Source organism: Parendozoicomonas sp. 2304DJ65-17 (assembly GCF_058148445.1).
Genome location: NZ_JBYVJV010000003.1, coordinates 138,573 through 156,234, shown reverse-complemented (window position 1 = coordinate 156,234; position 17,662 = coordinate 138,573). Strand labels below are relative to the sequence as shown.

General features: G+C 49.4%; 14 protein-coding genes. 3 read left to right on the top strand and 11 right to left on the bottom strand.

Translation table 11 applies throughout. The features are described from left to right. Nucleotides 1–124: 124 nt before the first annotated feature. The 7 genes from ACY2RR_RS10130 to ACY2RR_RS10100 form a co-directional block, all read right to left on the bottom strand. Entirely contained in the window at nt 125–1,090 is a 966-nt protein-coding gene (locus ACY2RR_RS10130; protein WP_490108028.1) for a hypothetical protein, read from the bottom strand. Between the two features lie 107 nt (nt 1,091–1,197). Beyond that, on the bottom strand, nt 1,198–2,430 hold the full coding sequence (gene nqrF / locus ACY2RR_RS10125) for an NADH:ubiquinone reductase (Na(+)-transporting) subunit F (RefSeq protein WP_490108027.1): 1,233 nt from the start codon (nt 2,428–2,430) through the stop codon (nt 1,198–1,200). 15 nt (nt 2,431–2,445) lie between these two features. Then, on the bottom strand, nt 2,446–3,042 hold the full coding sequence (gene nqrE / locus ACY2RR_RS10120) for an NADH:ubiquinone reductase (Na(+)-transporting) subunit E (protein WP_490108026.1): 597 nt from the start codon (nt 3,040–3,042) through the stop codon (nt 2,446–2,448). A 1-nt stretch (nt 3,043) separates the two neighbouring features. Further along, complete coding sequence (locus ACY2RR_RS10115) at nt 3,044–3,712, bottom strand: NADH:ubiquinone reductase (Na(+)-transporting) subunit D (protein WP_490108025.1); 669 nt, start codon at nt 3,710–3,712, stop codon at nt 3,044–3,046. Between the two features lies 1 nt (nt 3,713). Continuing rightward, complete coding sequence (locus tag ACY2RR_RS10110; protein WP_490108024.1) at nt 3,714–4,505, bottom strand: Na(+)-translocating NADH-quinone reductase subunit C; 792 nt, start codon at nt 4,503–4,505, stop codon at nt 3,714–3,716. Then, complete coding sequence (locus ACY2RR_RS10105) at nt 4,498–5,691, bottom strand: NADH:ubiquinone reductase (Na(+)-transporting) subunit B (protein ID WP_490108023.1); 1,194 nt, start codon at nt 5,689–5,691, stop codon at nt 4,498–4,500. Before ACY2RR_RS10105 ends, ACY2RR_RS10110 begins: the two co-directional genes overlap by 8 nt. Before the next feature lie 5 nt (nt 5,692–5,696). Continuing rightward, nucleotides 5,697–7,028: a Na(+)-translocating NADH-quinone reductase subunit A gene (locus ACY2RR_RS10100; protein ID WP_490108022.1), complete on the bottom strand. Its 1,332-nt coding sequence runs from the start codon at nt 7,026–7,028 to the stop codon at nt 5,697–5,699. Nucleotides 7,029–7,326: 298 nt separating this feature from the next. Between ACY2RR_RS10100 and ACY2RR_RS10095 the strand changes: the two genes are divergently transcribed. Then, nucleotides 7,327–9,189: a hypothetical protein gene (locus ACY2RR_RS10095; RefSeq protein WP_490108021.1), complete on the top strand. Its 1,863-nt coding sequence runs from the start codon at nt 7,327–7,329 to the stop codon at nt 9,187–9,189. On the opposite strand, the gene ACY2RR_RS10090 is transcribed toward ACY2RR_RS10095, so the two are convergent. Continuing rightward, nucleotides 9,166–10,617: a glyceraldehyde-3-phosphate dehydrogenase gene (locus tag ACY2RR_RS10090; RefSeq protein ID WP_490108020.1), complete on the bottom strand. Its 1,452-nt coding sequence runs from the start codon at nt 10,615–10,617 to the stop codon at nt 9,166–9,168. The two genes, ACY2RR_RS10095 and ACY2RR_RS10090, sit on opposite strands and share 24 nt — an antisense overlap. Nucleotides 10,618–10,923: 306 nt before the next feature. Between ACY2RR_RS10090 and mfd the strand changes: the two genes are divergently transcribed. Both mfd and ACY2RR_RS10080 read left to right on the top strand, forming a co-directional pair. Beyond that, nucleotides 10,924–14,373 carry a transcription-repair coupling factor gene (mfd, locus tag ACY2RR_RS10085; RefSeq protein WP_490108019.1) on the top strand — a complete coding sequence of 1,150 codons (3,450 nt, stop codon included), beginning with the start codon at nt 10,924–10,926 and terminating at the stop codon, nt 14,371–14,373. 17 nt (nt 14,374–14,390) lie between these two features. Continuing rightward, the gene (locus ACY2RR_RS10080; RefSeq protein ID WP_490108018.1) at nt 14,391–15,470 is read left to right on the top strand and encodes a CsiV family protein; all 1,080 of its coding nucleotides are present in this window, start codon (nt 14,391–14,393) and stop codon (nt 15,468–15,470) included. Here ACY2RR_RS10080 and ACY2RR_RS10075 read toward each other — a convergent pair. The 3 genes from ACY2RR_RS10075 to ACY2RR_RS10065 are packed head-to-tail and all read right to left on the bottom strand — an operon-like array spanning nt 15,463 to nt 17,505. Next, nucleotides 15,463–15,948, bottom strand: a complete 486-nt coding sequence (locus tag ACY2RR_RS10075) for an ATP-binding protein (RefSeq protein ID WP_490108017.1) — start codon at nt 15,946–15,948, stop codon at nt 15,463–15,465. The genes ACY2RR_RS10080 and ACY2RR_RS10075 overlap by 8 nt on opposite strands. Before the next feature lie 14 nt (nt 15,949–15,962). Then, nucleotides 15,963–16,304 (bottom strand): STAS domain-containing protein, encoded by a 342-nt coding sequence (locus tag ACY2RR_RS10070; protein ID WP_490108016.1) that lies wholly within the window; start codon nt 16,302–16,304, stop codon nt 15,963–15,965. 4 nt (nt 16,305–16,308) lie between these two features. Further along, on the bottom strand, nt 16,309–17,505 hold the full coding sequence (locus tag ACY2RR_RS10065; protein WP_490108015.1) for a PP2C family protein-serine/threonine phosphatase: 1,197 nt from the start codon (nt 17,503–17,505) through the stop codon (nt 16,309–16,311). Nucleotides 17,506–17,662 lie beyond the last annotated feature (157 nt).

Below are 17,662 nucleotides of genomic sequence, written 5' to 3'. Positions count from 1 at the left end.
ATACTGCGATCAAAATTCCAGCGCAGATTGTACAACCTTGTGGGGGGAACGCATAACATTTGCAAATGGAACTGCAAGCAGGGAGGTGAAGGCTACCACTTTGAAGAAGCAGCCTTCATAATCATTAACTGCCGTGTTTCTCTTCAAGAGCCTTATACAGGTTGCTCAATGGCTGGAAGGGCTCAGATTTGGCAAGATCCATATCTTTATAAGCCGCATTAGACAGAGCCTGCTTAACCCACTTCACAGCTTCAGCATTAACGGTAACATCATAGGCAATAACTTTGTCTACCAGCTTTTCGGAAAAAGCATCCACCAGTTTTTTTTCATTGGTAAACAGGTACTTCACCTCATCACTGAACCGGTCTTCATCCCCTTGATATTCAAGATAAAGCTGGTCTAAAAGATCCATTGCCAGCTGATTGTAGGGGGATAGTCTCAGTGCATTTTCGCTGGCTGTTTCAAGCAACGGTCCCAACTGATCGTTAATCTTATCAGATGCGCCCAACTGATCCAGAACGTCTTTTACCTGAGCCGCATCGAGTCTGTTATCCCATATATAAGTACCAAAAGTCTGGGCAATCATCTCATCCGTCATCGTTTCGCTTTCAGATAACGCAAGCACAAAGTCAATCAGGACAGATGGGTTAAATTTCTCCAGAACATAATCATCCACCTCCGGTTCATAGGGAGCCAGGCGGTCGGAACCAGAACCTTCTGCTTTAACCCCAAATCCAACCTGTTGGTCAGCATGAGGTTCATCATGATTCACCTTATAGTGTACGGAGCCAGGGCTAAGCATGTCTTTAGGAAGATCATCCACATCTGATGGGCTGACATTGACATAGGATGAATCGAGGGAGGAATCCTGTGAAACCTGTCTGCTGGTAAGAGGCTCATTTCTGCGAGACTCATACGCCAAATCATTTTCGTCACCTTTTTGAGGGGTGTATCTAACAGGCTCTTCTCCCGATGGAGCCACTTTAAATCCTACAAAGAACGCTTTCACGGTCTCAATAATGGTTTGTTTGACTCCCCACTCATTGACTTTGCGGCTCGCAAAGGCCTGCCTTGCTGCTTCTAGACTCATGATAATCCTCCCTGATTACCCTTTTAGCTTAATAGCCTGAAAACGGTCGTCCATAAAAAAGGGTCGGCAAAGCCGACCCTTTCTGAATACCTGTTTACTAAAGCGAATTAGCCGCCAAAGTCATCAAGCAGGATATTCTCTTTTTCTACGCCCAGATCTTCCAGCATCTTGATAACTGCCGCGTTCATCATGGGTGGTCCACACATGTAGAACTCGCAGTCTTCAGGAGCGGCGTGATCCTTGAGGTAGTTCTCCAGAAGAACATTATGGATAAAGCCGGTCTTGCCTTCCCAGTTATCTTCAGGCTGTGGATCAGACAGAGCCAGATGCCATTCGAAGTTCGGGTTCTCTTCAGCCAACTTGTCGTATTCTTCGGAATAGAAGGCTTCACGCAGGGAGCGCGCGCCATACCAGAAGGAAATCTTACGCTTGGAGCTCAAACGCTTAAGCTGGTCGAAGATGTGGGAACGCATAGGAGCCATACCAGCACCACCACCGACAAAGACCATCTCAGCATCAGTATCTTTAGCAAAGAACTCACCAAAAGGACCGTAAACGCCAATCTTGTCGCCAGGCTTAAGGCTGAATACAAATGATGACATCTGACCAGGAGGTACATCCATACCCGGAGGTGGAGAAGCAATCCGGATGTTGAACTTCAGGATGCCTTTCTCTTCTGGGTAGTTAGCCATGGAGTAAGCACGGATAACCGGCTCAGTCACCTTGGACTTGTACTGCCACAGATTAAACTTGTCCCAGTCGCCACGGTACTCTTCGTCAATATCGAAGTCTTTGTAATCGACTTCGTGAACCGGAGTTTCCAGCTGAACGTAACCACCGGCACGGAAGTTAACATCTTCGCCTTCTGGCAGTTTCAGAACCAGTTCCTTGATGAAAGTGGCAACGTTGTTGTTAGAAACAACTTCACATTCCCACTTCTTCACGCCAAACAGTTCTTCTTCAACTTCTACCTGCATGTCCTGTTTAACAGCAACCTGGCAGGACAAACGCCAGCCTTCACGCAGCTCACCACGGGTAAAGTGTGGTTCTTCAGTAGGCAATGGAGAGCCACCACCATCAAGAACCTTACACTTACACTGGGCACAGGTACCACCGCCACCACAGGCAGATGGCAGGAATACGCCGTTTCCTGCAAGAGTCTGGAGCAGTTTGCCGCCAGCCGGAACCGTAACACTCTTCTCTGGGTCATCATTGATGCCAATGATGACATCGCCTGTGCTAACCAGCTTGGAGCGGGCTGCCAGTATAACCAGTACCAGAGCGAGTACGATCACGGTAAAGAGGGCAACGCCCAACATTATGATCTGTTCACTTCCCATATTTCTGCTCTCCCCTTACAGCTGGACACCAGAGAAGGACATGAAGCCAAGAGACATCAGTCCAACTGTGATAAAGGTAATGCCCAGCCCGCGCAGGCCCGGAGGCACGTCGCTGTACTTAAGCTTTTCACGAATACCAGCCAGTGCCACGATTGCGAGCATCCAGCCAACACCAGCACCTGCGCCGTATACAACACTGTCACCAAAGGTGTAGTCACGCTGCACCATGAACAGGGAAGCACCGAGAATTGCGCAGTTTACAGTGATCAGAGGCAGAAATACCCCCAGAGCGTTGTAAAGTGCTGGTACATATTTATCCAGAATCATTTCCAGAATCTGTACGCTCGCGGCAATAACACCGATGTAGGTGATGTAACCGAGGAAGGTCAGGTCAACACCTTCGATCAGTGCACCTTCCTTAAGGATATGCACATAGATCAGCTGGTTCAGAGGAACTGTCAGCAGCAGTACGAAGATAACCGCAACACCCAGACCAAAAGCAGTCTGGATCTTTTTGGATACCGCCAGGAAAGTACACATGCCCAAGAAGAAAGCCAGGGCCATGTTTTCTACAAAGACAGCCTTAACGAACAGGCTCAGATAATGTTCCATATCAGTGAGCCTCCTTCGCTATGGTGTGAGGAGCCATTTTTAATTCCTCGGATTCAACCTGGTCAGTTTTCCAGGTACGTAGAGCCCAGATAAACAGGCCAATCAGGAAAAAGGCACTGGGAGCCAGAAGCATCAGGCCATTAGGGTTGTACCAGCCACCGTTATTCACAGTTTCCAAAACAACCACACCAAACAGTTTGCCGGCACCCAACAGTTCACGGAAGAAGGCAACAACCAGCAGGATTACGCCGTAACCCAGACCGTTACCAACACCATCTATGAAAGATGCCATCGGTGGGTTCTTCATGGCGTAGGCTTCAGCACGGCCCATAACGATACAGTTGGTAATAATCAGACCAACAAATACCGAGAGCTGCTTGCTGGTCTCATAGGCGTAAGCCTTGAGCACCTGATCTACCACGATTACCAGAGAGGCAATAATGGTCATCTGTACGATAATCCGGATGCTGCCCGGAATATGGTTACGGATGACAGATACAAACAGGTTGGAGAATGCCGTTACGAAGGTTACCGCAATGGTCATCACCAACGCTGTCTGCATGCCGGTGGTTACCGCCAGAGCAGAACAGATACCCAGGATTTGCAGAGCAATCGGGTTGTTGTTGAAGATTGGAGAGATCAGGATCTCTTTGGTATTAATAACACTCATATCAAGCCTCTCCTTTCTTCAGGTTATCGAGGAAAGGACCAAAGCCGTCTTTACCCAGCCAGAACTTCACCAGATTGTCGACGCCACGGGTGGTCAGGGTAGCACCGGAAAGACCATCAACTTCATGGTCAGCCTTTGGAGATGCAGGGTTAACAGCGCCTTTCAGCACGGCGATATCAAGCTTGCCATTGCCGTCAAACACTTCTTTGCCAATCCAGCTGGCCTTCCACTTGGGGTTATCTACCTCACCACCAAGTCCGGGAGTTTCTGCATGCTCATAAAAACCGAAGCCAACAACAGTAGTCAGATCTGAATCCAGGGCAATATAGCCATAGAGAGTGGACCACAAACCATAACCATGAATAGGAAGAACGACTGTCTTAAGCTTGCCGTTTTCCTGCACTTCATAAATCTTGGCCAGGTTTGCCTGACGCTTGATCTGGGCAACATCTTCAGCTGCAGTTAAAGCTCGGAACTCACCGGGAGTTTTGGCTGCAGTACGCTGATCATAAGTAACAGGATTAACGCCGGAAGTATCAAATTTGCCGGTTTCCATGTTAACCAGCTTGGGAGTGACTTCTTTGAACTTGTCAGCAACTTCCGCACGGCTCAGAGCCTTGGGGTCCTTAACCAGACCGGAAATCGCCAGAATATTCTGCTGAATATCCAGCAGTGCATTCTCTTCCTGACGAGGCTTGAGGAACACGGCAGCAGCAGACACCAGTACGGAACAGACCAGAGACAGGCCAACCGTAACAATCAGTGTCTTTTTAATCGTATCGTTATTAGCCATTGAGACGGGCCTCCCGACGCTTGATATTGGCCTGGATGACAAAGTGGTCAATCAATGGTGCAAACAGGTTTGCAAACAGAATGGCAAGCATCATACCTTCTGGATACGCAGGGTTAATCACACGAATCAGCGTCACCATCACACCAATCAGGATACCGAAGAACCAGCGACCGGTATGGGTCATGGAAGCGGATACCGGATCGGTCGTCATAAAGATCAGACCGAAGGCGAAACCACCCAGAACAAAGTGCCAGTACCAAGGCAGGCTGAACAGTGGGTTGGTGTCAGAACCGATGGCATTGAAGACCAGGGTCATGGCAACCATACCAAGAATGGTACCGGCAACAATACGCCAGGAAGCAATACCCATGGCGATCATAACTACACCACCCAGCAGGATAGCCAGAGTGGATGTTTCACCAATAGAACCTTGAATGGAGCCGTAGAAGGCATCGAACCAGGTAATACCATTTGCCATAACGGCTTCAACACCACCCTGTGCAGCCAGACTCAGAGCTGTTGCGCCGGAGAAGCCATCAACAGCAGTCCAGACAGCATCGCCAGAAAGCTGTGCAGGGTAAGCGAAGAACAGGAATGCACGGCCAGTCAGAGCCGGGTTCAGGAAGTTCTTGCCGGTACCACCGAATACTTCTTTACCAATCACCACACCAAAGGTGATACCCAGAGCCACCTGCCACAGAGGGACAGAAGGTGGAACAATCAGGGCAAATAGAATAGAAGTAACAAAGAAGCCTTCGTTGATCTCGTGTTTACGAATAGTGGCAAACAGGACTTCCCAGAAGCCACCCACCGCAAAGGTTACAGCATAAACTGGCAGGAAATAAGCCGCACCATAGACCAGGTTGTGGAGAATATTGGAAGGGTCATGGCCAATAAAGAACCAGCTGTGCCAGTCAGTAGGCGCAGCCAGACCACTGGCAATAGCCATATTCGCCTGGTAACCAACGTTCCACATACCGAAGAACATGGCTGGGAAAGCACAGGCCCAAACGGTAATCATGATCCGCTTAAGGTCAATACCGTCACGAACATGGGAGCTGGTATGAGTCACATTCGGCGGACTGTAAAGCCCGGTGTCTACTGCCTCATAGAGAGGGTAGAACTTTTCATATTTGCCGCCCTTCTCAAAATGAGGGGCCAGGCTGTCTAAAAGTTTTCTCAGCACGTGGGTTATCCCTCTTGCTCAATTCGGGTCAGATTCTCCCGGAGAATAGGACCATACTCATATTTACCTGGACACACATAGGTGCACAGCGCCAGATCTTCTTCATCCAGCTCCAGCGCTCCCAGCTGACCGGCCACTTCGATATCACCAACAATCAGGCTGCGCAGCAGCTGAGTGGGCAGAATATCCAGAGGCATGATCTTTTCATAGGAACCTACCGGTACCATGGCACGTTCACTGCCGTTGGTGGAGGTGGTGAATGGGAACAGCTTCTTCATGAGCCCGGAGAGATAAATAGGCATTACCGAATGACGGTTTACGCCTGGGCTGAAGTAATGAAGAAGTGGACGGTCACGGCCTTCTTCCAGAACAGAAATCTGGTTGTGATAGCGTCCCAGATAAGCAAAAGCGCCATGAGCTGTGCGACCACCAAGAATAGAACCGGATACAACACGGTTCTCACCACTCTTCAAGCCACCGGCAATCATCTCATCGAGGTTTGCACCCAGACGGGTACGAACAATACGAGGCTTTTCAACCTGAGGGCCGGCGATAGATACAACGCGAGCGGAATCAATCTGACCGGTAGTAAAGAGTTTACCGATAGCGATCACGTCCTGATAACCAACACTCCATACAATTCGTTCAGCACCAGCTGGCTCAAGGAAGTGGATATGTGTGCCTGCAAGACCTGCCGGGTGAGGGCCAGCAAACTCTTCTACCTTAGCAGGACCTGCAGGGATATCTGCTCCTGGAGCCTTACAAAGATAGACAGCACCATCAGTCAGTTGCTTAAGAACAGTCAGACCGTTTTCGAAGGCCTCTTTCTGCTCAGAGATCACCAACACGGGGTCAACCGCCAGTGGGTTGGTATCCATAGCGGTTACGAAAATAGCGCGGGGGGCAGAACCTGGTACGGGAACTTTGCTGAATGGCCGGGTACGGAATGCCGTCCACAGCCCTGATTCTACCAGCTGGTCGGCAACCTGCTTGCGTTCGAGAGAACCGAGTTGATCGACAGTAAAGCTGCTGAAGGTCACGGCGTCATCGCCTTCAACATCTATTACCACGGACTGAAGAACACGCTTCTCACCACGGTTCACGGCAGAAACCACACCACTCGCAGGCGCTGTGTATCTGACACCCTCTGTCTTCTTGTCGGTAAATAACAGGTCTCCAACCCGGACCCGATCTCCAACTGACACCGCCATTGTTGGCTTCATGCCAACATAGTCAGGACCGATAACAGCGACAGAGCGAGTCTGCACACCGTCCTCGATAACCTGCTGCGGCGACCCGGAAATCGGCAAATCCAGGCCCTGTTTAATTTTGATCATACGTAATACCCAACCTGGTATATGCAGGAGTTTCACAAAAACTGGTGATAACTGGCAAACACTGAACTGTTGTTCTATTTTTCCGCCCGCCTCGGTCTACCAAGTTCTCGTGGGAGTTTCGGCAGAAGTCTGGGAACGGTGTTCAGTGAAAGGGTGACAGATATACGGATAAACCAAGTATCCCAACACCAAGTTTCACCCCCCCATGTATTCCAGCGGCGATTATAATGACCGTAGCGTCAATATTCCATATGGAATTAAGGGTTTAGAGCTGCAATGACAGGATTCAACAAAATAAATGACAGCAAAATTCCAACCTTGCGCGAAAGAATGGTTCGGACGATCCAAATGGCTGGCATGTACGACAGCCACAATCACTCTTTGCCTGTGCGCGATCAACACCTCAGCGGAAATCTCTGGATCACCAATTGAGGTAGGTATAACACCTATAGAACAACCAGTTGACAAAGAATCTTCTGCTATAACAACTGAGCAATCCATCCCCGATGAGCAAAACAGGGAAATAGAGCAGGAGGAAATGGAAGAAAGCCTGCCGTTAAGGTATGAAGAAAACCCTGCCAACGTTTCTCTTCATGAATCGATGGGATACCAAATTATCGAAACAGAAGATGGCCCCAGATTCATTTACAACCAGTCAATGGATCAAACCCTGCAAGGGCGCCTGAAGCTTAATCCACTAACAGCCACTTATGCGGAACTGGAAATGCAGCATGTACAGAGGGTGTTTCACGAGTTCCTCTCTACACAATTAACGCCAGCCCAGAGAAAACTGCTGCAGCTTCATTTAATTGATGAACTGACTCAGTCGCCCTTAACAGCGGCGGCCAATATGGCTAACGAGTTAAACAACGACGATTTATCACCAGAAAGTACAGCCTTCCTGGCAAAGCTCGCTATCACTCTCTATTACTATCACTCTTACATTTACACTCCGCTTGTGGAGTTCTCCAACCATTCACTCGACACGGGTCAGGAAGGTGTGATCATTCTTCAGATCATCACCATGACTCAGCACATTTTGAACCAGTTCCCACAAGCAAAGCCTTTCCTTAATGCTTTGCTTATTGCCCCAATTGTCGGCAACCTTGCCTATTACAGTCTGGCGAAAAATAATAAGACCATGGCGCTGGCATCAAGCAGTTATGCGGCCATGCTGGGACTCTCCGCCCAGATTTCAGCTGGCATTCTCAGCAGACATACATCCTTTAACAGTTATGCTGCCGGCATGTTTGCCGGCACCTATAGAAACTGGCAACAGGGCAAATACTGGCCGGTACTCATGGACGGTCTGTTCACCCTACATTATGTAAAAAACAAACGCCCCCTGATTTGGACGACAATGGGGGCCATGTTCCTGTATGCGTTAAATATAAAGCCGGGCTCCACCTCTGCCGCTCAGCTGCTTAATCCCAATTTCATGATGCCCATTATTCTTTCCGTTTGCTTGACTGAAGACTGGGGATCACGTTTCTTAAGCGGAATTACCTTACTATTCAATCAATACGCGCTCTATGGAACACGGGATTACTTCCTGCTGGAAGGGAAAATCACCACCAGAAATCAGCCTTATTGGGGTGGTTTAATGGGTGCAACAACAGCGCTGGCATTAACCACTTATATGTACTGGAATGAATTCCCAACCAAAAAACAAATGGCAAGAGGCTTTTCATCAATTACCACCGAACTTGCGGAATGGGTTGGCTACCTGACCTTTATGAAGGGCGTTATGAGACCTGACTGGGAGCGAAGTGGCGTTATCCATGCCCTATCCAGAACTTACGCAAGATATTCTCCATTCCAGTCTCTTTACCACGGAGAACAGAACGTTGAGTCTCAGCATAATTTCAGTAGTCAGGCTGAAGCCATTGAAGGTAACCGCCGCTCAATTACAGCAACCTTGACGGAGTGGATGAGCACCCTTCTGGGTGTCAGTCGAGCTGATGAATCGGCACCACAAGTACCTGCAGCTGTTGAGCTGGAAGCTCTCAACCAAGAGTTTACAGATTTGATAAGAGAGGTTGAAAGTAATACCGAAGCTGAAGAGTTATCAACACGGGAAGATGACGCTGACCCGGAAGGGTCAGCGTCAAATAACAACTTATTTCAGGATACAGAATTATCCCCTGGGGAAGACTCTTGAGCTGACACCTGCCATCTCATGGATGATGCGGTTAACCTGACAGCTGTAACCGAATTCATTGTCGTACCAGACATAGAGGACAGCGCGTTTGCCATCAACAATGGTGGCTTCGCCATCCACAATGCCGGTGTAGCGGGAGCCAACAAAGTCACTGGAAACAACTTCCGCAGAGTTCACATAATCAATCTGCTTTTGCAGGTTAGAATGGAGGGAGCTCCAGCGCAGGTAGTCATTCAATGATTCAACATCTGTTTCTGTTTTCAGATTCAGATTCAGAATTGCCATGGAAACATTTGGAGTTGGTACCCGAATAGCATTACCGGTCAGCTTACCTTTCAATTCTGGCAGAGCTTTGGCTACCGCCTTGGCCGCGCCAGTTTCAGTGATAACCATGTTCAGTGCAGCACTACGACCTCGACGGCTGCCTTTGTGGTAGTTATCAATCAGGTTCTGGTCGTTGGTATAAGCGTGAACCGTTTCCACATGACCATTTTCAATGCCGTACTTATCCATCAACGCTTTCAACACAGGAGTAATGGCATTGGTGGTGCAGGACGCTGCAGAAAGGATACGGTCATCGGTGCTGACCATATCGCTGTTCACACCATAAACAATGTTCTTGATATCACCCTTGCCTGGTGCAGTCAGCAGAACACGGGAAGCGCCTGGAGATTTCAGGTGCAGACCCAGACCTTCTTCATCACGCCACATACCGGTGTTATCAACAATAATGGCGTTTTTAATTCCATAGGCGGTGTAATCAACACTGTCTGGAGAAGAAGCGTAGATCACCTGAATACGTACGCCGTTGGCAACGATGCAGTTGTTCTCTTCATCAATGGTCAGGGTTCCCTTAAAGGAACCGTGTACAGAGTCACGGCGCAACAGGCTGGCACGCTTTTGCAGATCATTGGCAGCACCACCTTTGCGGACAACGATAGCGCGCAGGTTCAAACCTTCACCACCGCCGGAACGTTCAATCAGCAGGCGGGCCATCAAACGACCGATTCGACCAAAACCATACAGAACAACATCCTGCCCTTCCCCACGCTCTTCAGAGCGACCGCCAATCACTTCCTTCAGCTCTTCTTTCAGGAAATCATCCAGCTCGGCAATTTTGTCCTGACGACGGAACTTCATGGCCAGCTTACCGATATCAATACGGCAACCTGCCAGGTTCAGCCCGACAAGCTGTTCCAAAACGGCATGGGTATCGCGGATAGCAAGTTCACTTCCTTCCATCTGCCGAACAAATCGATGGGCTTTAATAATGTCAATCACGGAACGATTGATCAGTGGGCGACCATAAACCGAAGTCACCACATGATTTTCGCGATAAAGCTGACCAACCATGGGAATCATGGCTTCGGTCAGAGCTTCACGCTCGATCCATTCATTACGGGTTTCTCTGGTGGTATCGGAAGTCACGACGGGTTCACCTGCCTTTGGTTTGCTGCTTCACTCTTTCGTTATCCCGGTGGCGGCAGTTTTTATCTCCATGACGTCCATGAAACCTGCACTAACCCCACCGGTTTTGTGTGCGGCCATTATCCAGATCGGTTCGGTATTCCGCAAGCCAAAACGTTCATTGGTGTTTGTTTTTGTTGGATTTATGTTTGCTTTTATACTACCGCCCCATTCTTAACAGAGCCCCTTAGTCGTTAAGCTGGAGTAATCCTCCGACACACCTTAGAATTCCAGCCTTTCACCTCATGACCAGAAAACAGGAAGTTCATGACCCTGACTGACTTCGCGTTACCAGAACGACCAGCGGACAGGCGTTACTGGGGTCAGGCTATCGGCGCTGCCGGTGCCTGTGCAATCTCCGACATTACTCGCCAGAATCAGGGACTAACCCTGATCATCACTTCAAATACTGAAAATGCTGATCGCCTGCAGAGGGAGTTAGGGTTCTTTCTGGACACTGAAGGTCATGGCAAAGATATTGAACTTCTGCACTTCCCTGACTGGGAAACCCTGCCTTACGATACGTTCTCCCCTCACAGGGATATTATTTCCAGACGGCTGAAAACACTTTTCCGCCTGCCAGCCGTCGAACAGTCGGTGCTGATCGTACCTGTCACTACCCTGCTCCACCGGCTTCCACCACGCCAATGGCTGCAGGGCAACAGTCTGATGATCGGCAAAGGGGATATTTTTAACCGGGAGCAGTACCGTCTCGATCTTGAAGCGGCTGGCTACAACCACGTTGATACCGTGCTCACCCATGGGGAATACGCTTTAAGAGGTTCAATTCTCGATATATTTCCAATGGGCAGCGAGCAGCCTTACCGCATTGACCTGTTTGATGATGAAGTCGATACACTGAAAACCTTTGATCCTGAAACCCAGCGTTCTCTGGAAGATATCAATAGCATTCAGCTGTTGCCGGCCCACGAATTCCCTCTGAACAAAAGCGCACAGGACCAGTTTCGTGCCGCTTACCGTGATGCTTTTGATGTCGATTATCGCGCCTGCCCGATGTATACCGATATGGGTGAAGGCATCCCCTCTCCAGGCATTGAGTATTTTCTTGATCTTTTCTTTGAGCAAACCGAGTCGCTGTTTGATCATCTACCCAGAAAAACCCTAGTGGTGACGGATGACAATATCCAGAATGCCGTCCAGCAGTTTATTGCTGAAGCCGACGGTCGCTATGAGAACCACAGAGTAAACCCGGAACGCCCCCTGCTCGCTCCGACAAAAGTTTTCCTGAACGAGAATGAGCTGTTTGGCCATCTGCTGGAATACCCGCGCATAATCCTGACTGAAGAGACTCAACCGCAGAAGGCAGGGAAAGAGAATATCGCTGTCCGCCCTGTTCCAGAACTGTCAGCAGAGCCACGCAAAGAGCAGCCGTTGCAAAATCTTCTGAATTTTTTGGAAGGCAACAGTCGGGTGCTGTTTACTGCCGAATCGGCCGGCCGCCGAGAAAACCTGCTGGACCTTCTCGCCAAGGCAGGCATTAAACCTGAGCAGGTCGATAACTGGCAGAGCTTTGTTCAAGGTTCAGCCCCCATCGCCATTACCACCGCACCACTGGATAACCCACTGTGGTTTGTTGACCCAGACATTGCCCTGATCAGTGAAAGCCAGCTGCTGGGCGGACAGGTGATGCAGCGCCGCCTGCGTAAAGGTTCGGCAGACCAAACCGACCAGCTTGTTCGCAACCTCAGTGAACTACGGGAAGGCGCTCCGGTTGTTCACATTGATCATGGTATTGGCCGGTATAAAGGCTTAATGACTCTTGAAGTCGATGGTCAAACTCAAGAGTTTCTGCAGCTGGAATACGCTGACGAAGCCAAGCTTTATGTGCCGGTTGCCTCATTACACCTGATTGCCCGCTACACAGGCACAGATGATGAGCTGGCTCCCATGAGCCGACTGGGCAGCGAACAATGGACCAAAGCCCGCCGCAAGGCAGCAGAAAAGGCCCGGGATAGCGCAGCTGAATTGCTGGATATTTATGCTCGCCGTGAAGCCCGTGCAGGTTTTGCTTTCAGCTCTCCAGAATCCGACTACGACACTTTCTGCGCAACCTTTCCCTTTGAAGCTACACCGGATCAGCAAACAGCTATTAACTCTGTAATTGCGGATATGACCGCACCACAGCCGATGGATCGTCTGGTATGTGGTGATGTTGGCTTTGGTAAAACCGAAGTCGCTATGCGAGCAGCTTTCCTGGCTGTGCACAGTGGCAAACAGGTTGCCATTCTTGTGCCTACGACACTACTTGCCCAGCAGCATTATGAAAGCTTCCGTGATCGTTTTGCCGACTGGCCGGTGACAACTGAGGTTATTTCCCGCTTCAAGTCGGCCAAGCAAATTACTGAAATGAAAGACAAACTGGCAACGGGGCAGATCGATATTATTATCGGTACCCACAAACTGTTGCAGCCAGATATTCATTTCAAAAACCTTGGCCTGTTGATTATCGATGAAGAACACCGCTTTGGTGTGCGCCATAAGGATCGCCTGAAATCCCTGCGTTCCGAAGTGGATATTCTGACCCTGACAGCCACGCCGATTCCCCGAACCCTGAATATGTCCATGTCTGGCATCCGGGATCTTTCGATTATCGCCACCCCACCCGCTCAGCGGTTGTCGGTGAAAACATTCGTTCGCCAGTCTGATGAACTGCTGATCAAAGAAGCAGTTCTACGTGAATTGATGCGTGGCGGGCAGGTGTACTACCTGCACAATGAAGTGAAAACCATTGAAAAGGTAGCTAACGACTTAGCAGAGATGATTCCGGAAGCCCGAATCGGTATTGGCCATGGCCAGATGCGTGAACGGGAGCTGGAATCGGTAATGCAGGATTTTTATCACAAACGCCACAATGTTCTGGTGTGTACCACCATCATTGAAACTGGTATCGATATCCCCAGCGCCAACACCATTATTATTGATCGTGCTGATAAATTTGGCCTGGCACAACTTCATCAGCTGCGTGGACGGGTTGGCCGATCCCACCACCAGGCCTATGCCTATCTGCTGACACCTTCACCAAGAAGCATTACCAAAGATGCTCAAAAGAGGCTGGAAGCTATTGAGCAGGCTCATGATCTTGGGGCCGGATTTACTCTGGCAACCCACGATCTGGAAATCCGTGGTGCTGGCGAGCTGTTGGGGGAAGGACAATCCGGCCAGATTCAGAGCGTTGGCTTTACCCTGTTTATGGAAATGCTGGAGCGGGCTGTTGAATCCATCAAATCTGGTAAAACACCGGATATTGATCGCCCTCTTGCCCACGGCACAGAGATCAATCTGAGAGCACCGGCACTGATTCCGGATGACTATATGCCGGATGTCCATACCCGACTGGTTATGTACAAGCGTATAGCCTCTGCACCTAACGAAGATGCCTTGAGAGATTTGCAAATAGAATTGATTGACCGGTTTGGTCTGCTGCCAGAGCCCGTTAAACAACTGTTCCGTCAAACCAGCCTGCGCCATCGTGCCGAGGCCTTTGGCATTGAGCGTATTGATATAGGTGCTCGCGGCGGACGGGTTGATTTCAACTCTGCCCCCAATATTGACCCGATGAAAATTGTTTTACTGGTTCAGCAACAGTCTCACCTGTGGAGGCTGGAAGGTTCTTCCACCTTAAGATTGCTTGAAGGGTCGGAAAAGGTTGAGGAGCGCTTCAAGATCACTCAGAATCTTCTGGACAGACTGGCCTGATGCAAGGTGTAACTTCATTGAAGAGTAATAAATTCAGGAAATCATGGCTGCTTTGCGGGCTTGTAGCGGCACTATCTCCGTTGCTACAGGCTCAAGAAGAGGCGGACGCGATCGAAGCTGAAGTACAAGAAAAACCATCCTGGTATCAGTTTGATGTGCTTGTGTTTCGCCAGAAAAGCCAGCAGGATCAGGAAAAACTTCCACCTGCGGCACCCCATAACCTGCCGTTGAACAGCGTTGTTCTTTACACTGAAAAGCAGCTTACGATTCCGGCCGCTTTTCTTCCGCAGCCAACACCTCCAGAGTTGCCAGCCCCAGAACCTGTTGTTACAGGTTTGACTGAAGATGATGCAACACTGGCTGTTCCCGCAGACTATCTGGGTCAGCCCACTCCAGCTGCAGCACCTGCTCTACAACCAGATAATTTACCTATAACACCAGCAGCCCCAGTTGAACCTGTTACTGACAGGAAGCCTGATTTAAACCAGGATGCTTTTGTACTCTTGCCCAAAGCTCAGTCTCAACTGGGTAAAGCTGCAGGAATACTGCGTCGCTCCAGAGACTACCGGCCACTGTGGCAAAGCAGCTGGCGCATGCCTCTGATTAAGGAAGGTGAACCTGTCTCCATTTATATCTCAGCAGGCCAGCAGTCTGGAAACAGTCGAGAGATTGAAGGTGTATTGCAACTCTCCCTGAAACGCTTTCTTCATGCGAATACTGAACTATGGGTTAATGAATTGAATCCGGTGCGTCCAATGGAGCAGATTCTTGCCGGAGCACCGTTCTTGATTACCCCAATCCAGAAACCCAGTCTGGCAAACAAAGTTTTACCTGGCCCTGTTCAAGAAAAGATCGAACTTAAACCTCGACAACCACTCTGGTCCGATAACATTCTGGACTATTCAGCAAGTATGCCTTTGAAAGCCAGCAAGCGGCTGACACCTGGCAAGTTAATTTACATAGACAGCCCACAGGCAGGTTTATTGATAAGAGTCACGCCATGGGAAAAGCCGGAGCCAGAGGAAGTGATTACAGCGGAAATCGAAGAACTTTCTGGGAGTGAAGAAACAGCACCTTCAGCCGCAACAGTTAACTAAGCTGCCTGACCATGTGAAAAGCATTACAGCCATCACTTGACTCGTAGCGAATCGCATCCATTAACTGATCGACAATTGGCAAGCCTCTTCCGGATACCGCCCAGGTATCCGGATCAGTGGGATCGGGAACCTGCACGCCCTGTACATCGCCCAACTCAGGCATTGCCTTACCCTGATCCTTTACAACGATTTCAAGAGCGTTGCCCGGCTCAACAAACACATCGACATTCACCCGACTACCGCTGCAGCCATCGTAAGCATGCTCAATGGCGTTATTAACAACTTCAACCACACACAGCTCAATACGGTTAATATCTTCCGCTGAAAGCCCGGTCATGGCACACACGCCCCGGATTGCCATAGCAACCAGCACTGTGTCTTCCATCTGGCTATTGATGCTGAGGGAAAGACATTGCCCTTTGGCATCAGCCTTTGGTGAATTGCCCTTCCGGGGCTGCTTATCTGTAGATGTTGTCACCCCGGCCTCCTTTATCAGTGCTTGGTGCTATTAGAAAGTGCATCATCGACCGAGCCATGTATCTTAAAAATTTTATCCATACAGGTCAGATCAAACAGGTCATGGACAGACTTTTGCGGGCCAGCCAGTTGAATAGCGCCATCTCCGCCAACCTGCTTGAGTGCGGCAACGATCGCACCCAAGCCGCTACTGTCCATAAAGTCCACTTTGGACAAATCAACAATCAGATTTTTTTGCCCTTGTCCGATCAAGTCAAAAATATAATCCCGAAACGGCGTAGCGAGGCTGGCATCAAGCCGCGACTCATCCACTTCCACAACGGTTTTATCTGCCTCCTGGCGATTACTGAACCCCATAGTGCTAACCTCCCTGGTACTCCAGCACAAGATATGTCACATCATCATCAAACGTTTTACAGTCCCGCCATTCGCTGAGTTCTGACCAGACTTTGTCTATCATCTCTTTCATCGGCATCTGTCGACCACTGTGGAGTGCATCACGCAGGCGCTGATCGCCATACTGCTCTCCTGCCGGGTTCTCGCATTCGGTAATACCATCGGAATACATAAACAGCCGATCCCCCTTCTTCAGGGTCAGCTCAGAAAAATTCCAACTCATTCCAGGCATCATTCCCACCGGCAAACCAGTGTCTTTTATCGGATGCAACTCACCATCAACAGGTCTTAGCCAGAGAGTTTCCGGATGACCGGCATGAGTCATCCTCACCTTGCCAGTCGGTGTATGGATAACGCCATAAATCATGGTGAAGTAAAGCATGGTTTCCGCGGTTGTCTGGAAACGCTGATTCAGACTGGCAACAACATCTTCCGATGTACGTACTTTGTAATAAGGAGGATTGGAGATTTGCTCCCGCAGCATGGTGGTATGTGCATCCATATCCATCAGCAGGTTATTCAGGGTAAAAGAGAACAATGCAGATGGAATACCATGCCCGGCAACATCCAGCTGATAAAACATCACATGCTCATCATCAAGCGCATGGTAACCAAACATATCGCCACCAAGAATCTGGCTGGGCTGGAAGTGCCAGTCGAACCCTACTCCCTGGATTACTGCCGGAGGTGCCAGAAGGCTTTCTTGGGTTTTAGCTGCAGACTCAAGGTCACTTTTCACCGAAGCCAGGGTTTTCCCGAGCTGCTCATTCTTCTGTTCTAGGCTCTGTTCAAGAGAAATCACTCGTGCACCAGACTTTAGCCGTGCCTCAAGCTCCTGGTAATCCACTGGTTTACGGAGAAAATCATCCGCCCCCACCGAAAGGCCTTTAACCGTGGCATCACGATCGGTTTTTCCTGTGAGGAGAATAAAATAGATGTAACGCTGAAAACGGCCGTCGCGAATAGCCTCACACAGACTGATACCATCCATATTGGGCATCATCCAGTCACTGATCACTATGCTGATTTCTTTGCGTTCAGTAAGAACTGATAAGGCTTCAACACCATCTTCCGCCTGATGAACAGTATGACCAAGGCGGCGTATAACGGCAGACAATAATTTCCGTTGATCTCGGGCATCTTCAACAATCAGTACATCCATGTACAACCGACTTTTCTGACTGAGTAATGTTGAAGTTATAGCAGTGCGGGGGTGTCAGGCAGGCGTCACCACAGCATAAGAGCGCAGGAAACCAATGACTAGAAGATTGCTTTATGAATAGCCGCCAATTTTATGGCGGCTCATGGGGTATTTAACG

Excerpts from the sequence above, each read along its gene's own strand:
- mfd (WP_490108019.1), top strand. The coding sequence starts at position 10,924 with ATGACCCTGACTGACTTCGCGTTACCAGAACGACCAGCGGACAGGCGT.
- ACY2RR_RS10130 (WP_490108028.1), bottom strand. The coding sequence starts at position 1,090 with ATGAGTCTAGAAGCAGCAAGGCAGGCCTTTGCGAGCCGCAAAGTCAAT.
- ACY2RR_RS10095 (WP_490108021.1), top strand. The coding sequence starts at position 7,327 with ATGACAGCAAAATTCCAACCTTGCGCGAAAGAATGGTTCGGACGATCC.
- ACY2RR_RS10110 (WP_490108024.1), bottom strand. The coding sequence starts at position 4,505 with ATGGCTAATAACGATACGATTAAAAAGACACTGATTGTTACGGTTGGC.
- ACY2RR_RS10100 (WP_490108022.1), bottom strand. The coding sequence starts at position 7,028 with ATGATCAAAATTAAACAGGGCCTGGATTTGCCGATTTCCGGGTCGCCG.
- nqrF (WP_490108027.1), bottom strand. The coding sequence starts at position 2,430 with ATGGGAAGTGAACAGATCATAATGTTGGGCGTTGCCCTCTTTACCGTG.
- ACY2RR_RS10070 (WP_490108016.1), bottom strand. The coding sequence starts at position 16,304 with ATGGGGTTCAGTAATCGCCAGGAGGCAGATAAAACCGTTGTGGAAGTG.
- ACY2RR_RS10065 (WP_490108015.1), bottom strand. The coding sequence starts at position 17,505 with ATGGATGTACTGATTGTTGAAGATGCCCGAGATCAACGGAAATTATTG.
- ACY2RR_RS10115 (WP_490108025.1), bottom strand. The coding sequence starts at position 3,712 with ATGAGTGTTATTAATACCAAAGAGATCCTGATCTCTCCAATCTTCAAC.
- nqrE (WP_490108026.1), bottom strand. The coding sequence starts at position 3,042 with ATGGAACATTATCTGAGCCTGTTCGTTAAGGCTGTCTTTGTAGAAAAC.